17 protein-coding genes and 2 pseudogenes are annotated in these 14,075 nt (G+C 64.9%); 10 read left to right on the top strand and 9 right to left on the bottom strand.

Annotated elements, in window-relative coordinates:
* The first annotated feature begins 146 nt into the window (after positions 1-146).
* From asnS to AC1POX_RS08995, 5 genes are read left to right on the top strand one after another with little or no spacing between them, the layout of a single operon-like run.
* Entirely contained in the window at positions 147-1,541 is a 1,395-nt protein-coding gene (gene asnS / locus AC1POX_RS09015; RefSeq protein WP_011347025.1) for an asparagine--tRNA ligase, read from the top strand.
* A 1-nt stretch (position 1,542) separates the two neighbouring features.
* Positions 1,543-1,800: a hypothetical protein gene (locus AC1POX_RS09010; protein ID WP_029819147.1), complete on the top strand. Its 258-nt coding sequence runs from the start codon at positions 1,543-1,545 to the stop codon at positions 1,798-1,800.
* Entirely contained in the window at positions 1,797-2,102 is a 306-nt protein-coding gene (locus tag AC1POX_RS09005; RefSeq protein ID WP_008576283.1) for a hypothetical protein, read from the top strand. Before AC1POX_RS09010 ends, AC1POX_RS09005 begins: the two co-directional genes overlap by 4 nt.
* Positions 2,099-2,425 carry a type 2 periplasmic-binding domain-containing protein gene (locus AC1POX_RS09000; RefSeq protein ID WP_014089854.1) on the top strand — a complete coding sequence of 109 codons (327 nt, stop codon included), beginning with the start codon at positions 2,099-2,101 and terminating at the stop codon, positions 2,423-2,425. The genes AC1POX_RS09005 and AC1POX_RS09000 overlap by 4 nt, the downstream gene beginning before the upstream one ends.
* A 1-nt stretch (position 2,426) precedes the next feature.
* A complete protein-coding gene (locus AC1POX_RS08995; RefSeq protein WP_127171421.1) occupies positions 2,427-3,062 on the top strand; it encodes an FMN-binding negative transcriptional regulator in 636 nt (211 codons plus the stop codon).
* A gap of 140 nt (positions 3,063-3,202) precedes the next feature.
* Here AC1POX_RS08995 and AC1POX_RS08990 read toward each other — a convergent pair.
* The 4 genes and pseudogenes from AC1POX_RS08990 to AC1POX_RS08975 form a co-directional block, all read right to left on the bottom strand.
* Positions 3,203-3,432, bottom strand: a pseudogene (locus AC1POX_RS08990) (hypothetical protein).
* Positions 3,399-4,112 (bottom strand): response regulator, encoded by a 714-nt coding sequence (locus tag AC1POX_RS08985; protein ID WP_014089852.1) that lies wholly within the window; start codon positions 4,110-4,112, stop codon positions 3,399-3,401. The pseudogene AC1POX_RS08990 and the gene AC1POX_RS08985 overlap by 34 nt, the downstream one beginning before the upstream one ends.
* Before the next feature lie 372 nt (positions 4,113-4,484).
* Positions 4,485-5,354, bottom strand: coding sequence for a hypothetical protein (locus AC1POX_RS08980; RefSeq protein WP_014089851.1), 870 nt, complete (start codon positions 5,352-5,354; stop codon positions 4,485-4,487).
* Positions 5,355-5,522: 168 nt separating this feature from the next.
* Positions 5,523-6,233, bottom strand: coding sequence for a hypothetical protein (locus AC1POX_RS08975; RefSeq protein WP_039417641.1), 711 nt, complete (start codon positions 6,231-6,233; stop codon positions 5,523-5,525).
* Positions 6,234-6,285: 52 nt separating this feature from the next.
* On the opposite strand from AC1POX_RS08975, the pseudogene AC1POX_RS08970 reads away from it, so the two are divergent.
* Positions 6,286-6,474 (top strand): annotated as a pseudogene (locus AC1POX_RS08970) (hypothetical protein); the annotation flags it as partial.
* Between the two features lie 11 nt (positions 6,475-6,485).
* On the opposite strand, the gene AC1POX_RS08965 reads toward AC1POX_RS08970, so the two are convergent.
* The 5 genes from AC1POX_RS08965 to AC1POX_RS08945 are packed head-to-tail and all read right to left on the bottom strand — an operon-like array spanning position 6,486 to position 9,045.
* The gene (locus tag AC1POX_RS08965) at positions 6,486-6,959 is read right to left on the bottom strand and encodes a hypothetical protein (RefSeq protein ID WP_338334492.1); all 474 of its coding nucleotides are present in this window, start codon (positions 6,957-6,959) and stop codon (positions 6,486-6,488) included.
* A complete protein-coding gene (locus tag AC1POX_RS08960; protein ID WP_008576302.1) occupies positions 6,960-7,220 on the bottom strand; it encodes a hypothetical protein in 261 nt (86 codons plus the stop codon). It lies immediately after the preceding gene.
* Between the two features lie 46 nt (positions 7,221-7,266).
* A complete protein-coding gene (locus AC1POX_RS08955) occupies positions 7,267-7,884 on the bottom strand; it encodes a DUF2589 domain-containing protein (RefSeq protein ID WP_003485902.1) in 618 nt (205 codons plus the stop codon).
* Between the two features lie 51 nt (positions 7,885-7,935).
* The gene (locus AC1POX_RS08950) at positions 7,936-8,466 is read right to left on the bottom strand and encodes a DUF2589 domain-containing protein (protein ID WP_008576304.1); all 531 of its coding nucleotides are present in this window, start codon (positions 8,464-8,466) and stop codon (positions 7,936-7,938) included.
* A 42-nt stretch (positions 8,467-8,508) separates the two neighbouring features.
* Positions 8,509-9,045 (bottom strand): glycoside hydrolase family 108 protein, encoded by a 537-nt coding sequence (locus tag AC1POX_RS08945; RefSeq protein ID WP_014089846.1) that lies wholly within the window; start codon positions 9,043-9,045, stop codon positions 8,509-8,511.
* A gap of 155 nt (positions 9,046-9,200) precedes the next feature.
* Between AC1POX_RS08945 and can the strand changes: the two genes are divergently transcribed.
* The 4 genes from can (at position 9,201) to kynU (ending at position 13,978) form a co-directional block, all read left to right on the top strand.
* Positions 9,201-9,863: a carbonate dehydratase gene (gene can, locus AC1POX_RS08940; protein WP_008576307.1), complete on the top strand. Its 663-nt coding sequence runs from the start codon at positions 9,201-9,203 to the stop codon at positions 9,861-9,863.
* An 86-nt stretch (positions 9,864-9,949) separates the two neighbouring features.
* On the top strand, positions 9,950-10,480 hold the full coding sequence (locus AC1POX_RS08935; RefSeq protein ID WP_136733812.1) for a 3-hydroxyanthranilate 3,4-dioxygenase: 531 nt from the start codon (positions 9,950-9,952) through the stop codon (positions 10,478-10,480).
* A 12-nt stretch (positions 10,481-10,492) separates the two neighbouring features.
* Positions 10,493-12,673 (top strand): FUSC family protein, encoded by a 2,181-nt coding sequence (locus AC1POX_RS08930; protein ID WP_338334494.1) that lies wholly within the window; start codon positions 10,493-10,495, stop codon positions 12,671-12,673.
* Positions 12,674-12,706: 33 nt separating this feature from the next.
* Positions 12,707-13,978, top strand: a complete 1,272-nt coding sequence (gene kynU / locus AC1POX_RS08925; RefSeq protein WP_372357011.1) for a kynureninase — start codon at positions 12,707-12,709, stop codon at positions 13,976-13,978.
* Positions 13,979-14,075: the final 97 nt, after the last annotated feature.

The following is a 14,075-nucleotide window of genomic DNA, read 5'->3' as shown; positions in this document are numbered from 1 at the left end:
GCTGAGTGGCGGCGTCCGCAACAGATGGGGGCAGCCTGCGCCTGCGACAAGCGCCGCCGTCGGCACGCGGTTCAGATGCTCGCGCCGGCGCGGCCGCAGCCAGTAAACTCGCAGGCCATTCAAGGTCGCTACGGCGAGGAACAGTCATGACGGTGGTCAGCGTTGAACATGCGCTTGCGGGAAAGCTCCCGGAAGGCGGCGAAGTCACGGTACGGGGGTGGGTGCGCACCTTGCGCGGATCTGCCGGACTGGCCTTCATCAACGTGACCGACGGCTCGTGCTTCGCTCCGATCCAGGTGGTGGCCAACGACACCCTACCTAATTTCGACGAGATCAAGCGGCTGACCAGCGGCTGCTCGCTGATCGCCAAGGGCGTACTGGTGAAATCGCAGGGCAAGGGTCAGTCGTTCGAGATCCAGGCTAGCGGCGTGGAGATCGTCGGTTGGGTCGAAGACCCGTTGACGTACCCGATCCAGCCCAAGCCGATGACGCCGGAATTCCTGCGTGAAGTGGCGCATCTGCGCCCGCGCACCAACCTGTTCGGTGCGGTGACCCGCATCCGCAACTGCCTGGCGCAGGCGGTGCACCGCTTCTTCCATCAGAACGGCTTCAACTGGATCAGCACGCCGATCATTACCACCTCCGATGCCGAAGGTGCCGGGCAGATGTTCCGCGTCTCCACGCTGGATATGGTCAACCTGCCACGCGATGCCAGCGGCAATGTGGATTTCAGCCGCGATTTCTTCGGCAAGGAAACCTTTCTGACCGTGTCCGGCCAGCTCAACGTGGAGGCGTACTGCCTGGCGCTGAGCAAGGTCTACACCTTCGGCCCGACCTTCCGTGCCGAGAACAGCCACACCACGCGCCATCTGGCCGAGTTCTGGATGATCGAGCCGGAGATCGCCTTTGCCGATCTTGCCGAAGACGCACGCCTGGCTGAGCAGTTCCTCAAATACCTGTTCCGCGCGGTGCTCGATGAGCGTGGCGACGACCTGGCGTTCCTGGCCGAGCGCGTGGACAAGAACGCAATCACCAAGCTCGAAGCGTTCATCAATGCACCGTTCGAGCAGATCGACTACACCGAGGCGGTAAAGCTGCTGCAGAACTCCGGCAAGAAGTTCGATTTCCCGGTGGAATGGGGCCTGGACCTGCAGACCGAGCACGAGCGCTGGCTCACCGAAGAACACATTGGCCGCCCGGTGGTGGTGACCAATTACCCCGAGCACATCAAGGCGTTCTACATGCGCTTGAACGATGACGGCAAGACCGTTGCGGCGATGGACGTGCTGGCGCCGGGCATCGGCGAAATCATCGGCGGCAGCCAGCGTGAAGAACGCCTGGACGTGCTGGACGCGCGCATGGCGCAGTTCGGCCTGGATAAGGAGCACTACAGCTGGTATCGCGATTTCCGTCGCTACGGCTCGGTGCCGCATGCCGGCTTCGGCCTGGGCTTCGAGCGGCTGGTGGTGTACGTGTGCGGGTTGAGCAACATCCGCGACGCGATCCCCTACCCGCGTGCGCCAGGCAGCGCGGAGTTCTGAGGTGAGCTTGCCGGCCGCCGTCCCCCTGCTGCAATCGCTGGCCTTCTGGCTAGCGGCGATCATGGCCGGGCTGACGGCGGTACGGAGCGTGTTGCTGGCGCGGCTGGCAGCGCGCCAACTGGAGCCGCAACGCTGGTGGCAGACCGACGCCGCGCGCGCCGCAACCCGGCATGCCACCGGTCCAATGCGTTGGTCCATCGCTGCGTTGGTTATCGGCGCGACACTCCCCAAACTCGCACTCCTGCTGGCGGCCACATGACCCTGTTCTTCGCACTGTGTTTTGTCGGTGTCGCCGTCGCCGGGTTGACCGCGCTGCTGATCTTCTGGCCGCTGACCCTGGTGCACATGCGCGACCGCCACCCGGAGGCATTGGCCAGCTTCGGCGACCCGGCCTTCATCAGCCCCGTGGCGTTGCGCTGGTTGCTGGCGCGGCGCTACCGCAGCTACCGCGACACTGCGCTGTCCGGTCTGGCCACACCCGCCTGGCTCTCGCTGCTCACCATCTTTTTCGGCCTGGGCATGGCGGCCCTGCTCGGCCTGCTTTCCAAGGTAATGCAATGACCACTTACGAAGACACCCTGCAGGGCGCCCGCGACTCCTGGTGGCTGGCCACGATCGGCCGCACGCTGATCTGGGCGCGCCTGCGCGTCAACGAAGCCGGCACCGCCGAGGTACTGGACAGCGACGGCAAGACGCTGCCCTACGACAGCGAAGATAGCGCACGCGCAGCCTTGTTCGACGCCGAATTCGTGGCACTGGATGGGCTGGACGAGGAAGACGCACTCATCCGCGGCTTTTCGCTGCATGAAGTCTCGCCGCCCCAAGGTAACGACGATGCCGAGCTGCGTGCGCGCATGGTCGTGAACATGGGCGGCCGCGCCTGACATGTACGCCCCGCGCGCATTTGCGCAGACCGATCTGGCCTTGCTGGACTGGCTGTTCGCGCGCGATGCGTTCGTCACCCTGATCAGCCAGGACGAGGGCGGGCAGCCGGCGATCTCGCACCTGCCGGTGTTGTATCAGCGCGATGGCCAGGATGTCATGATCGAAGGCCATTGGGCACGCCCCAATCCGCAGGCGCGCACTGCTGGCGACGCGGTACTGGTGTTGCAGGGCCCGCATGCCTATGTCTCGCCCACCTGGTACCTGGACAAGGACGCAGCTGCGCGTGTGCCCACCTGGAACTACGCCGTTGCGCACCTGCATGGACGTTGCAGCCAGGTGAGCGATGAAGACGCGCTGGGCAGTTTGATTGCGCGCATGAGCGCGCACTTCGAGCAACGCGTGGGCAGCGATTGGCAGTTCGAAATGGAGCGCGACAGTCATCGCCGGCAATTGCGCGGCCTGGTCGGCTTCCGCTTCGTTCCAAGCCGCATCGAGCTCACCTTCAAGCTGAGCCAGAACCATCCGGCCGGCAATCAACGCAGTGTCGCCCAGTTCCTGACGCAGCAAGCCGACCAAGACGCGCACGCCATCGCGGCATTGATGCAGGCGGCGCTGGACGCCGATACGACGCGCTGAGGCGGCCGTATTCGTACCCCGAACGGCTAGTCACCAAACGGCTGGGACGCGTCGGCCACACTGCGGCCGACGCCTGCATCGGCCCGCGCACAGGTCATTGCAGGTGTCCCCACTTCGCAAGGAATTGCCCTTTGCGACGCTCATGGCATGAGCAGTAGTTTGGCGGTGCGGTCATGTTCGAGCATTCGCCCCAGCCATTGAATCGACTCCAGATTGCCGCCTCGCGCGCCGGCAACGGCACCATTGCCGGCCTTGGACAGCGCGCCAGCCAGATCGGCGCTTTTGGCGCTCAGAAATGTGCCGACGTCGATGTACCGCAGTGCATGCCGACACGCCTCAGCCGGCACGGCGCATGTGCTGCGCTACGCAGCCATCGGATGACTCACTGTTACCGTCGATTGCAGCTTCAAGCGGAGAAAGGCCCTGGGCGATCGCATAACGGGTCAGCTGAGCGATGCTTTGGATATTGAGCTTCAACATGCAGTTTTCGCGATGCGTCCCCACCGTCTTCACGCTCAGGTGCAAGCGGTTGGCGATCTGCCTGGTGGACAGGCCTTCCGAATAGAGCTGCACGATTTCGCGCTCGCGTGAGGTGAGTCGGGTGTAGGCAGAATCGGCCTTGGCGGCTCGACGCAGCCCGGCGATCAGCGAACGCGACATCTGCGGGCTGATGTAGGTCTGATCCTGGATGACGCATTGAATTGCCCGCAGCAATTCGGCAAAACGGCTGGTTCGCGCCAGATATGCTTTGGCGCCAGCTTCGAAGACTGCGCTGGCCTGCGTACAGGCATCGGACGGAGCGATACAGATTGCCCGGCTGTTGGGGCTGCGCTGCATCAAGCGCCGCGTCAGATCGATACCATTGAGGCCGGGTAGGAGCACATCCACCAGAACGATATCAGGGCGCTCTCTGGCGGCGATCTGAAGACATGCCAGCCCGTCTTCTGCATGGCCTACCACTTCGATACCGGGAACCTTTTGCAGCAAAGCGACCATCCCTTCCACAAGGATGGTGCGATCGGCAGCGACGACGATACGTGTCTTCATCATACCCTCTGGTGCACGAATGGGGACCGCGCTGTGCAGCGGCTTGCACGCGGCGCGCTGCAGCGAATCGGCAGATGCTCGGCAGGAGCACTTGAGCGAGCTTGTCACACGCTTATCTCCGGGCCATCGGTCTTGAACTGATTTGGCGAGCATCAGATGCTGGTATCGACAACGCCGCTAATGTCGCTGAGGCGCCGTGTCGGGTGCGCCTGCCTGAAGCGTGTTACGCAATTTGCGCCGACGCCGAAGCGAGCTATGCCGCACAACGCGAAAGCGTGCTGCCACCTGATGTCCGGCAGGCCGTGCCAAACCGCACTCTACGGACGGGCAAAAAAGGGCGCACGCGCGTGTTGAGCGCATTTCATGCGCGAACGATCAGGACTCGTCTGACATCATCTGCCTGGCAAGGCCGGTCAGTTGCTGGCGCACCTGATCCAGGCGCGGGTCGGCCTGCATCTCACGCTGCAGGTCCAACAGACCCGCGGCAAGTTCGCCACGGGCGCGGATGCTTTCAGATTCGGCCGACGCACGCTGCGACTGGATCGCGGCAGCGGCTTGTTGGCCGGAATCGCCGCGCACGACCGTTTCCATGACCTCGACCATGCGTTGCAGCAAGCGATACACCGCGCTTGCCGAGAAGCCGCCCATCATCGCCAATGCGGGCTTTCCGAACGCGCCCAGGCTGCTGTCAGCAAAAAGATTCTCCGGCAGCAACTCCACCAGGATCAGGCCAGCGATGAGACCGAGGATCATGCGCGCGGCATAGGAGGAATCGAAGCGCGGATCGTATGTTGCGTCGGCAACGTAACGATGGGCTTGGAACAACGCGGAGAACGCCGCACCGAGTCCGGCACAGGCCAGGATGAACATCACGTTCCAGCCCAGCGTGCTCCCCGAGGAATCGAGGAAGCCCAGCGTGATGTTGTGCTCGTTCACCAGGCTGGACATTGCCAGACCGACCACTGAGGCCAGGCAACCGACCGAGGTCAAGGTCAAGGTGCGGATCAACGGAATCGGCCCCAGCCAGCGCAACCAGCCACCGCGCAGGCGCTCGCGCTCGATCAGCACCACCGCCTGCGGCGTTGCCGGCTGGATCGCACGCACCAGCTGTCGGTGCAAACCGGCCAATTCGCGCGCGCCGGATTCGCCGTGCAAGGAGGCGCCAGGCATCACGCGCAGCTCTGCCAGCCGGCCAGGCAGATCGGGAGACATCGCCAGACCTTGCTTCAGTGCGTAGGACACCATCGCCCGGCATTCGAGCTCCAGTTGTTCGAGCACGCTGGAAAATGCCGGCCCGCCGAAATCCGCCGGCGGGACCGGCTGGGCCACTGCGCGTCGTCGTAGGCCGGCGCGCCGACTGGCTCGCTTCCACATAAATGACGTCCTTACTGGCAGCCACGCGGCTACGACACCTCAAGGCATCCGCTCGAACAGCGCCGTCTCTCGCTGTCCCTTCAACAGCAATGCAAGCTCGGCACTGCCATCTGCACGAACCTGCAGACTGGCCTGGGCATCGCTGAGCTGACGGCAATAGCCTCTATCGTTGGCCACGACCCAGGCATTCAACGCACCTGCTGCACGCCCGGCATAGCGCAATTCCACCTGGCAATCCCGTGGAGCACCGTAACGCAGGCGACCGAGCACGTCGCCGGGACGGATCGTGGTCGCCACGATTTCCAGCTGTGCGGAAATCAGCCCCGCCCCACGCCAGCGCCCGGCTTCGGCCAATCCAGCACTGCTCTGACTCAGGGCGACGACGAGCGGCGAGGCGCTGCCAGACAAGGTGAGCTGCATCCCGTGCGCCCCACCCTCTGCGATCTGGAGTTGGGCAAGCCCGCCGGTCAGCGCCTCGCAGAACTTGCCGCCATTGCGCGACAGCAAACCATACCCGTCCGGCTGCGCGCGCAACTCGAGCGCGCAATTGTAGGGAGGCCCGAATCGCAGATCCGCCACCTGGGTACCCTCGCCTCCAGCCGCGCGCGCACTCAGACGGACGTAGACCGGCCCAGCACTGCCGCTGGCGGACAGGATGCCGCGCCAGTCACCAGCCGGAATCCCGCCCGCCGGAGCTGCCTGCGCTGCAGTCAGCGATACACACAAGGCAAGTGCCGAGGTGATGCGCAAAATGTGATGTCGATAGCGATGTTGACCAGCCATGAAAAAGCTCCGATAAGAAATTGGAAAGCATGGAGAGATCGATCACGCTGCCACTCAGCACACCGAACGCAGCGATGACCAGAACAACAAGCAGGCAGATGACGAAGCTGGATCGCAGCTTGCGCCGGGACTGCCGACAGAGATCCGCATGCAAGGTGGCCACATCGGTTCCCAGCCGCTCGGCGAGCGCCCGGGCATCGGCGTCCGACAGCAGCAGCCTCACCGCAGCACTCCTGGATCGGATAGTGGCACGTCCATGAACGGGTGCAGCGTCCACTCCTTCAACGCGACACCATCGAACCAAAGCACGCCACGCGGACGCTCGGCTCCTTGATAGCTGATCTTCAGCGTATGCCCAGGCGTGCGGCCATCTGGCGGCGCAAGACGCAATGCCAACCCGGGCGCACCGTCGGCCTGCGTGACCGGCTCGATCTGCACTTGCAGCGTCAACGAAAACTCGCTGATTTGCTGCAGCCGCAGCGCACGCAATTGGCACACAGGAATGGAGAACAGGGTTGCCGTTTCGGCCTGCGCCGTTTGCTCTGCATCCATGCACTGCACCCACAGGTCGCATGCGGCCGCCGCGGCATTTACGACTGCAGCGTGCCGCTGGCGGCACCGCTGTTGCGCGCGTCGGACGGCCTGGTCGAGCAGCTCCACGAAGGTGTCGAGGCAATAGCTCGCACGTGCCATCTATGCCTCCGTCAGCCAGACCGGCTTGCGCTTGAACCCGACGTGGTAGCACAGCCATTGCAGCACGACCTGGTGCTCGCCCAACTGCAGGATATTGAAGCTCTTCTCGATTCCGAGAATCGCCCCCCTGGGCGCTTCGCTGAGGCAGCGATTGAGCAACTGCTGCGCGGCTTCGACCTGCTCGGCAGTCTGCATTTTTGCCGGGTTGTCGCTGCCGACGACGATGCGCTTGATGAAACTGACTTCTGAAAAATCCATCATCGGCAACGACTCGGGTTAGGGAAAAGTACGGGACGCACCAGCGACGTTACGGCACCGGCACAGGTGCGGTGACTTTGCGTGGGGCCGCAGCGGTCTGCAGGATGTCGAGCACACGCGACAGGCCTTCGGGCGTTCCGCGATCTTCGGCGTGCAGCGCGACGTGATACTTGGCCGAGTTATCCGAAGAGCGGGTATTTTCCTTGTGGCTGGACACGGAGCCCTGCACGTTGACCTTGGCTTTGAAGACACCCCAGCCGACGCTGGCTTCCAGATCCACCTTGAGGCTCTTGTCTTCGGCTTCCTTTTCCGAGAACGAGGATTTGACTTCCATATCGAAGGTGACGTCCACGGTCTGAATGCTCAGGTTGGGGACGTTGACGAGGGTCAACAGCGGTACAACGATCTCCACTTCCTCCTCTGCCATGCCGGTACCGCTAGGGTCTTCGACCGGGCGCTTGAATTTGAACTGCGCGGTGCGCGTGCCGCCGTTCCCGTTGGGATCGGCAGGGTCGGTCGGCGGCAGAAAGCCGATGACCTTGATGAAGTCGGCGGTGGCCCGTGCCAGCATGACCTGCGCATCGCAGGCTGCACGCAACGGGGCGCCGATCAGGTCTGCCATCGGCAGGCCCTTGAACTGGTCGGACATGTTGACGATATCGCTCATGATGTTCTCCTGAAGAACGGTTGTTTAAGAAGAAAGCGATGACGGCGGGCGTTACTCTCCCTTGACCGTCTTGAACACACCTTGCGACTGCGCAAGGCGATTGATGAGACGTGCCACGCCCTCGGTCGGCTCGCTGCCTTCCACGCGCAACACGACGTGCACCGCACTGTTTCGTGCATTTTTTGCGTTGGAGCCGAGATCGATGCCGATCTGGCCTGGCAGCGCCGGCGGCTTGGGATGCCAGTCCTCGACGACGGATGCAACCGCCAACGCATCCGGCACGCCTGCTTCGTCCAGCTCGCTGAGTTCACCGAGCTGTGCATCGAAACTGATCTCTACATCCTTGATCCGCAGGACGTTGGACGACACCAGCGGCAACAGCGGTGCCCGATACAGGTCTTCGTCGTTCTCACCCGCTTCCGGGTGCTGCGACGGCAAGCGGATCAGGACGCTTCTGGGACGGTTGTCTTCGTCGAAGAACGCACCCAGGTTGGCCATCTGGTGTTGCTCGATCCGGTCCTGGGCGTCGATGACCGCGCCGGCCAGTGCTTCGATCAGATCATTGAGGGATATCTGCGCCATGTCGGGCTCGTCGGTGGGAAGTGTCGCTGGGCCGCTGCCGGCTCAGACCGAGTCGGGAAAGGAATCCACGCGCGCCAGCCAGCCCTTGAGAAACTTGCCAAGCGCCGGTCGCGCTGCGACGAGCCTGTGGTAATAGTCCCTGCGGCCGGCCTTGTAGCGTGCATACAGGTCTTGCTGGTTGCTGGATGCCAGCGCCGCGAAGGTGGCCGGCCCCATGCGGCCGTCAGCGACCAACTTGCCGCCGGTCTGGCTGTTGAGCACGGTCTGCAGCAGTTTGATGGCGTTGTTGCCGGCGTTGACGTAGAAGTCGAACACGATGTTGGCTAACGGCTGCAGCGCGATCTGATCGGCGCGCAGCCGGTCCCAGTACTGCGCCTTGTAGATGACACCAGCCTGGGCGTCGGTCAACGCACGCAGGTTCGCCAGACTTGGCTCGATGCCCAGCAGGTTCTGCGCGTAGGCCTTGAAGGTCGACAGGGTGATGCCCTTGTTGGTGGCTCCGCCCGGATCGACGGGATCGTTGACGAAGCCGCCTTCGTGTTTGAGCAAGGTCGGAAAGAATGCGTTGAAGTCGGCCATCGGCGCCACCTGTGGAGTTGATCGGTGGCGCCAGTTTCCCCAGGGGTGCACTGGCCGCACATCGGTCGTTCGCCGAGACCGTTAAGCCTGAAAGCTGATTCATCCTGGGCGCTCATAGAAGCCGCCACCGCCACGTTTTCTGGAATACTGCACGCATGAACGAGCTTAACCACTTGCTTGAAAACAACCGCGCCTGGTCCGAGCGTATCCGCCGCGAGGATCCGGAATTCTTTTCCAAGCTCTCGACCCAGCAGACGCCGGAATATCTGTGGATCGGCTGCTCCGATTCGCGCGTGCCGGCCAACCAGATCATCGACATGGCGCCGGGCGAAGTCTTCGTCCACCGGAATATCGCCAACGTGGTCGTGCATACCGATCTGAATTGCCTGTCGGTGATCCAGTTCGCGGTGGATGTGCTCAAGGTCAAGCACGTGCTGGTGGTCGGCCATTACGGCTGCGGCGGCGTGTTCGCCAGCCTGACCCAGAAGCGCATGGGCCTGGTCGACAACTGGATCCGCCACGTCACCGACGTGGCCGACAAGCACGAAGCCTGCCTGCACAACGCCGGCGAGCTGTCGGTGCAGCACGCACGCCTGTGCGAGCTCAACGTGCTCGAACAAGTGGTCAACGTGTGCCGCACCACCATCGTGCACGATGCCTGGGAGCGCGGCCAGCAATTGAGCGTGCATGGCTGGGTATACAGCCTGCGCGATGGCCGCGCGCACGACCTGGGCATGTCGATCGACCGCCCCGAGTTGCTGCAGGAACGCTATGACGCAGCGCTGGCGCGGATCCAGGCCGATCGCGCCGAGCGCTGAGCCGCACGCACACGTGGCCGGCCGCAGCGTCCATCGGACATACGCGGCCGGCTGAGCCGGATACCTTACTTTGCCGAGGAACGTCGATGCTGATCCCGCCGATCAACCTGCACGCCTGGATCGAGGAACACCGCCATCTGCTCAAACCGCCGGTGGGCAACAAGTGCATCCAGCAGGATGGCTTCATCATCATGGTGGTCGGCGGGCCGAACGCGCGCACCGACTATCACTACGACGAAGGCCCGGAGTGGTTCTTCCAGCTCGAAGGCGAAATGGTGCTGAAGGTGCAGGACGAGGGCGTGGCGCGCGACATTCCGATCCGTGCCGGCGAAGTCTTTCTGCTGCCGCCCAAGGTGCCGCACTCGCCGCAACGCGCGGCCGGCTCGATCGGCCTGGTGATTGAACGCGAGCGCCTGCCCAACGAGCAGGACGGCCTGCAATGGTATTGCCCGCAGTGCAATCACAAGTTGTATGAAGCGATGTTTCCGCTGAAGAACATCGAAGCCGACTTCCCGCCGGTGTTCGATCGCTTCTACCGTTCGCTGGCGCTGCGCACCTGTTCGCAGTGCGGGCATCTGCATCCTGCGCCCGAGCGATATGCCACGATCGAGGACTGACAGCGCGATGGCATGCGGCTGCGCGCAGCAGGTTTGCCGCTCGCATGCTCTGAAACCGGCACCATGCTGCGCGCACTGATCGACCTCAAACCGCGCGACGTGCCCTTGCGCGTCGCGCTGCGCAACACCGCTGCAGTCGTCCTGCCGCTGGCGATCGGCGTGGCGACCGGGCAGGTTGCCGCCGGCCTGGCGGTGTGCAGCGGCGCGCTCAATACCATGTTTTCCGACCAGCCCGGGCCGTATCGCGCGCGTCTGCAACGCATGTTGATGGCAGCCCTGGCGGCCGGCCTGGCTGCCTTGCTCGGCATCTGGGTCGGCCACAATACGCCGGCGCTGGTGCTGGCCGGCCTGTTGCTCGGCCTGGGCGGCGGCTTGCTGGTGGCGCTCGGACCGGTGGCCGCGCGGGTGGGCCTGACCAGCATGATCCTGCTGGTCGTCAGCGCAGACATGCGGCTACCGGTGCAGCAGGCACCCGGTGTAGCGGCGCTGATCTTCGCTGGCGGACTGCTGCAGGTGGTGCTGGCGTTGGCGGCGTGGCCGCTGCAGCGTTATCGCCCGGAACGCTTTGCATTGGCAGACCTGATGCGCCAGCTGGCCGGCATCGCGCGGCAGCGCCCGGACGCCAGTGCGGCGCCGCCGGCGACGCAGGAAGTACTCGACGCGATGGTGATGCTGCACGGCGAGCATCGCTCGCGCGCGATCGCGGTGCAGAGCTTTCGCATCATCGCCGAGCTGTGCGATCGGGTGCGGCTGGAGCTGCTGTCGTTGGCCGATGCCGAGACGCGCCTGACCGACTCGCAGGCGCGACCGGCGATCGAACGCGTGCTCGAACGCAGCGCCATCGTGCTGGAACAGCTCGCGCACGCGATGACCATGGGTGAAGACCCGCAGGCCGCCAATGCCTCGATGACCGGGTTCGACGATCTGGTCGGTGCATTGGCACAGTTTCAGCACGACAACGCCGACACGCGCGAACGCCGCCTGGTGCGTGTCGCCGTCGCGCGCGCGCAAGGCCTGGGCGGCCAGCTGCGCGCGCTGATCCGCAACGCGCACTGGGCCAGCAGCCGTGGCGAAATCCAGGCGCAACTGGCCGAAGCGCGGCTGCCGTCGGCGTTGCGCCCGGCCGCGACCTGGGCCACGTTGCGCGCGAATCTGGACCTGTCGTCGGTCGCCTTCCGGCACGCGTTGCGTTGCGGCGTGTGCCTGGCGCTGGCCATCGCCTTCCAGCGCTGGCAGCAGATTCCGCACGGCTTCTGGATTCCGATGACCACCGCCATCGTGCTCAAGCCCGATTTCGGCGGCACCTTCAGCTTTGGCGCGTTGCGCGTGGCCGGCACCTTCGTCGGACTATTGCTTGCCACCTTGCTCGCGCACCTGGCCATGGACGGCGCCAGCGTCCGCATGGCCCTGCTGGCGCTGCTTTGTCTCGGGTTTCGCTTGCTGACACAGGTGAACTACGGCATCGGCGTGGCGTTTTTGACCGGCATGCTGGTGCTGCTGCTGTCCTTCGAAGGCGTGGCACCGGGCGAAGCGGTCGGCGCGCGCCTGCAGGCGACAGTGGCCGGCAGCGCGCTGGCGCTGGTCGCCTATGCGTTGTGGCCCACGCGCGAACGCCGGCAGATTCGCGCCTCGCTGGCGCACTTGCTCAGCGCATATCGCGACCATCTCCGCCATGTGCTGCTCGGCCAGATGGAGGGTCTGAGCGATACGCGTGCCGCCGCGCGTGTTGCCCGCACCAATGCGCAGGCCTCGATCGAGCGTCTTCGCGGCGAACCGCGCAGCCGCCGCAACCTGCAGGAGCTCAAGCTGGCCGAATCGCTGCTGGCCAATGGCAACCGGCTGATCCGCGCCAGCTTGTTGCTGGAAGCGGCGCTGCGCGATGGCCATCCGTTGCCCACGCTGGACGCGCTGCCCATCTTCGCGCGGCAGGCCGATGAGGCGCTGTCCGCGGTGATCGACTGCCTGCGCACTGGCGGTATTCCTGCCGCGACCACCTTGCGCAACGCCGAGCGCCAGCTTTCCGATGCGCTGGCCGCATTGCCCGACAGTTCCCCAACCACCGCCGCGCTGGCCGACACCATCGACCGCGTCACCGACAGCATCGGCACGCTCACCCACCTGCTGCGCCCTGCCCGACCGGCCTCGGCCGATGCGCCGGCCGTGCATGACGGCGTGCACGATGCGGGCAGGTAAACTGCCGCCCTGATCCGAGTTGCGAGCCCGACGATGACCGACCTGCTGTCCCGCGCCCATGCTGTCGCCCTGGATGCCGCCGACCCGCTGCGCGGCCTGCGCGATGCCTTCGTGTTCCCGCAGCACGGCGATGACGATCAGACCTATTTCGTCGGCAATTCGCTCGGCCTGCAGCCGCGTGCGGCACGTGCGATGGTGGACGAGGTGCTCGACCGGTGGGGCGCGCTGGCGGTGGAAGGTCACTTCACCGGCCCGACCCAATGGCTGACCTACCACCAACTCGTGCGCGACGGGCTGGCGCGCGTGGTCGGCGCGCAACCCGGCGAAGTGGTGGCGATGAACACCCTCAGCGTCAATCTGCATCTGATGATGGCCAGCTTCTACCGTCCCACTGCCGAGCGCGGCGCGATCCTGATCGAGGCAGGCGCATTTCCATCCGACCGCCACGCGGTGGAATCGCAGCTGCGCCTGCACGGGTTGGACCCGGCCAGGCATCTGATCGAAGTGGACGCCGACGAACCCAACGGCACCGTGTCGATGACGGCCATTGCCGAAGCCATCGCGCAGCATGGCCCGCGCCTGGCCTTGGTGCTGTGGCCGGGCATCCAGTACCGCACCGGGCAGGCCTTCGACCTGGCCGAGATCGTGCGGCTGGCGCGCGCGCAGGGCGCGGCGGTGGGTTTCGATCTGGCGCACGCGGTGGGCAATCTCCCGCTGACCCTGCACGACGACGGCGTGGATTTCGCGGTGTGGTGCCACTACAAATATCTCAACGCCGGCCCCGGCGCAGTGGGCGGTTGCTTCGTGCACGCGCGGCATGCAAATAGCGACCTGCCGCGCATGGCCGGCTGGTGGGGACATGAGCAGCAGACCCGCTTCCGCATGGACCCGCAGTTCGTGCCCTCGCCCGGTGCCGAAGGCTGGCAGCTGAGCAATCCGCCGGTGCTGGCGCTGGCACCGCTGCGCGCCTCGCTGGCGTTGTTCGACCAGGCCGGCATGGCTGCGTTGCGCGCCAAATCCGAACAGCTCACCGGGCATCTGGAGCAATTGATCCAGGCGCGGGTGCCGCAGGTACTACAGATCGTCACCCCGGCCGAACCGGCACGACGCGGTTGCCAGCTGTCGCTGCGGGTGACCGGCGGACGCGCAAAGGGCCGCGCGCTGTTCGAGCATCTGCACGCGGCCGGCGTGCTCGGTGACTGGCGCGAACCGGACGTGATCCGTATTGCGCCGGTGCCGCTGTACAACCGCTTCAGCGATCTGCATACCTTCGTCGAGCAGGTGGAAGCCTGGGCGGCTGCTTGAGCGCGGCAGTCTGACTGCAGTGCCACCAAAGCACCTGTACGGCACGCGGAATCGCCGCGCGCCCACGTACACTCCTAGCCTGCCCGGCGTTGCTGCC

It is taken from the genome of Xanthomonas sp. NCPPB 3442 (genome assembly GCF_056725145.1).
This window is presented reverse-complemented; position numbering and strand designations above follow the sequence as displayed.

Bases quoted from the DNA above. Each gene is read 5' to 3' on its own strand.
- AC1POX_RS08965 (WP_338334492.1), bottom strand. From the start codon at position 6,959: ATGGCACGTGCGAGCTATTGCCTCGACACCTTCGTGGAGCTGCTCGAC.
- asnS (WP_011347025.1), top strand. From the start codon at position 147: ATGACGGTGGTCAGCGTTGAACATGCGCTTGCGGGAAAGCTCCCGGAA.
- AC1POX_RS09005 (WP_008576283.1), top strand. From the start codon at position 1,797: ATGACCCTGTTCTTCGCACTGTGTTTTGTCGGTGTCGCCGTCGCCGGG.
- AC1POX_RS08995 (WP_127171421.1), top strand. From the start codon at position 2,427: ATGTACGCCCCGCGCGCATTTGCGCAGACCGATCTGGCCTTGCTGGAC.
- AC1POX_RS08945 (WP_014089846.1), bottom strand. From the start codon at position 9,045: ATGGCCGACTTCAACGCATTCTTTCCGACCTTGCTCAAACACGAAGGC.
- AC1POX_RS09000 (WP_014089854.1), top strand. From the start codon at position 2,099: ATGACCACTTACGAAGACACCCTGCAGGGCGCCCGCGACTCCTGGTGG.
- AC1POX_RS08935 (WP_136733812.1), top strand. From the start codon at position 9,950: ATGCTGATCCCGCCGATCAACCTGCACGCCTGGATCGAGGAACACCGC.
- AC1POX_RS08955 (WP_003485902.1), bottom strand. From the start codon at position 7,884: ATGAGCGATATCGTCAACATGTCCGACCAGTTCAAGGGCCTGCCGATG.
- AC1POX_RS08980 (WP_014089851.1), bottom strand. From the start codon at position 5,354: ATGGTGTCCTACGCACTGAAGCAAGGTCTGGCGATGTCTCCCGATCTG.
- can (WP_008576307.1), top strand. From the start codon at position 9,201: ATGAACGAGCTTAACCACTTGCTTGAAAACAACCGCGCCTGGTCCGAG.
- kynU (WP_372357011.1), top strand. From the start codon at position 12,707: ATGACCGACCTGCTGTCCCGCGCCCATGCTGTCGCCCTGGATGCCGCC.
- AC1POX_RS08950 (WP_008576304.1), bottom strand. From the start codon at position 8,466: ATGGCGCAGATATCCCTCAATGATCTGATCGAAGCACTGGCCGGCGCG.
- AC1POX_RS08985 (WP_014089852.1), bottom strand. From the start codon at position 4,112: ATGATGAAGACACGTATCGTCGTCGCTGCCGATCGCACCATCCTTGTG.
- AC1POX_RS08960 (WP_008576302.1), bottom strand. From the start codon at position 7,220: ATGATGGATTTTTCAGAAGTCAGTTTCATCAAGCGCATCGTCGTCGGC.
- AC1POX_RS08930 (WP_338334494.1), top strand. From the start codon at position 10,493: ATGCGGCTGCGCGCAGCAGGTTTGCCGCTCGCATGCTCTGAAACCGGC.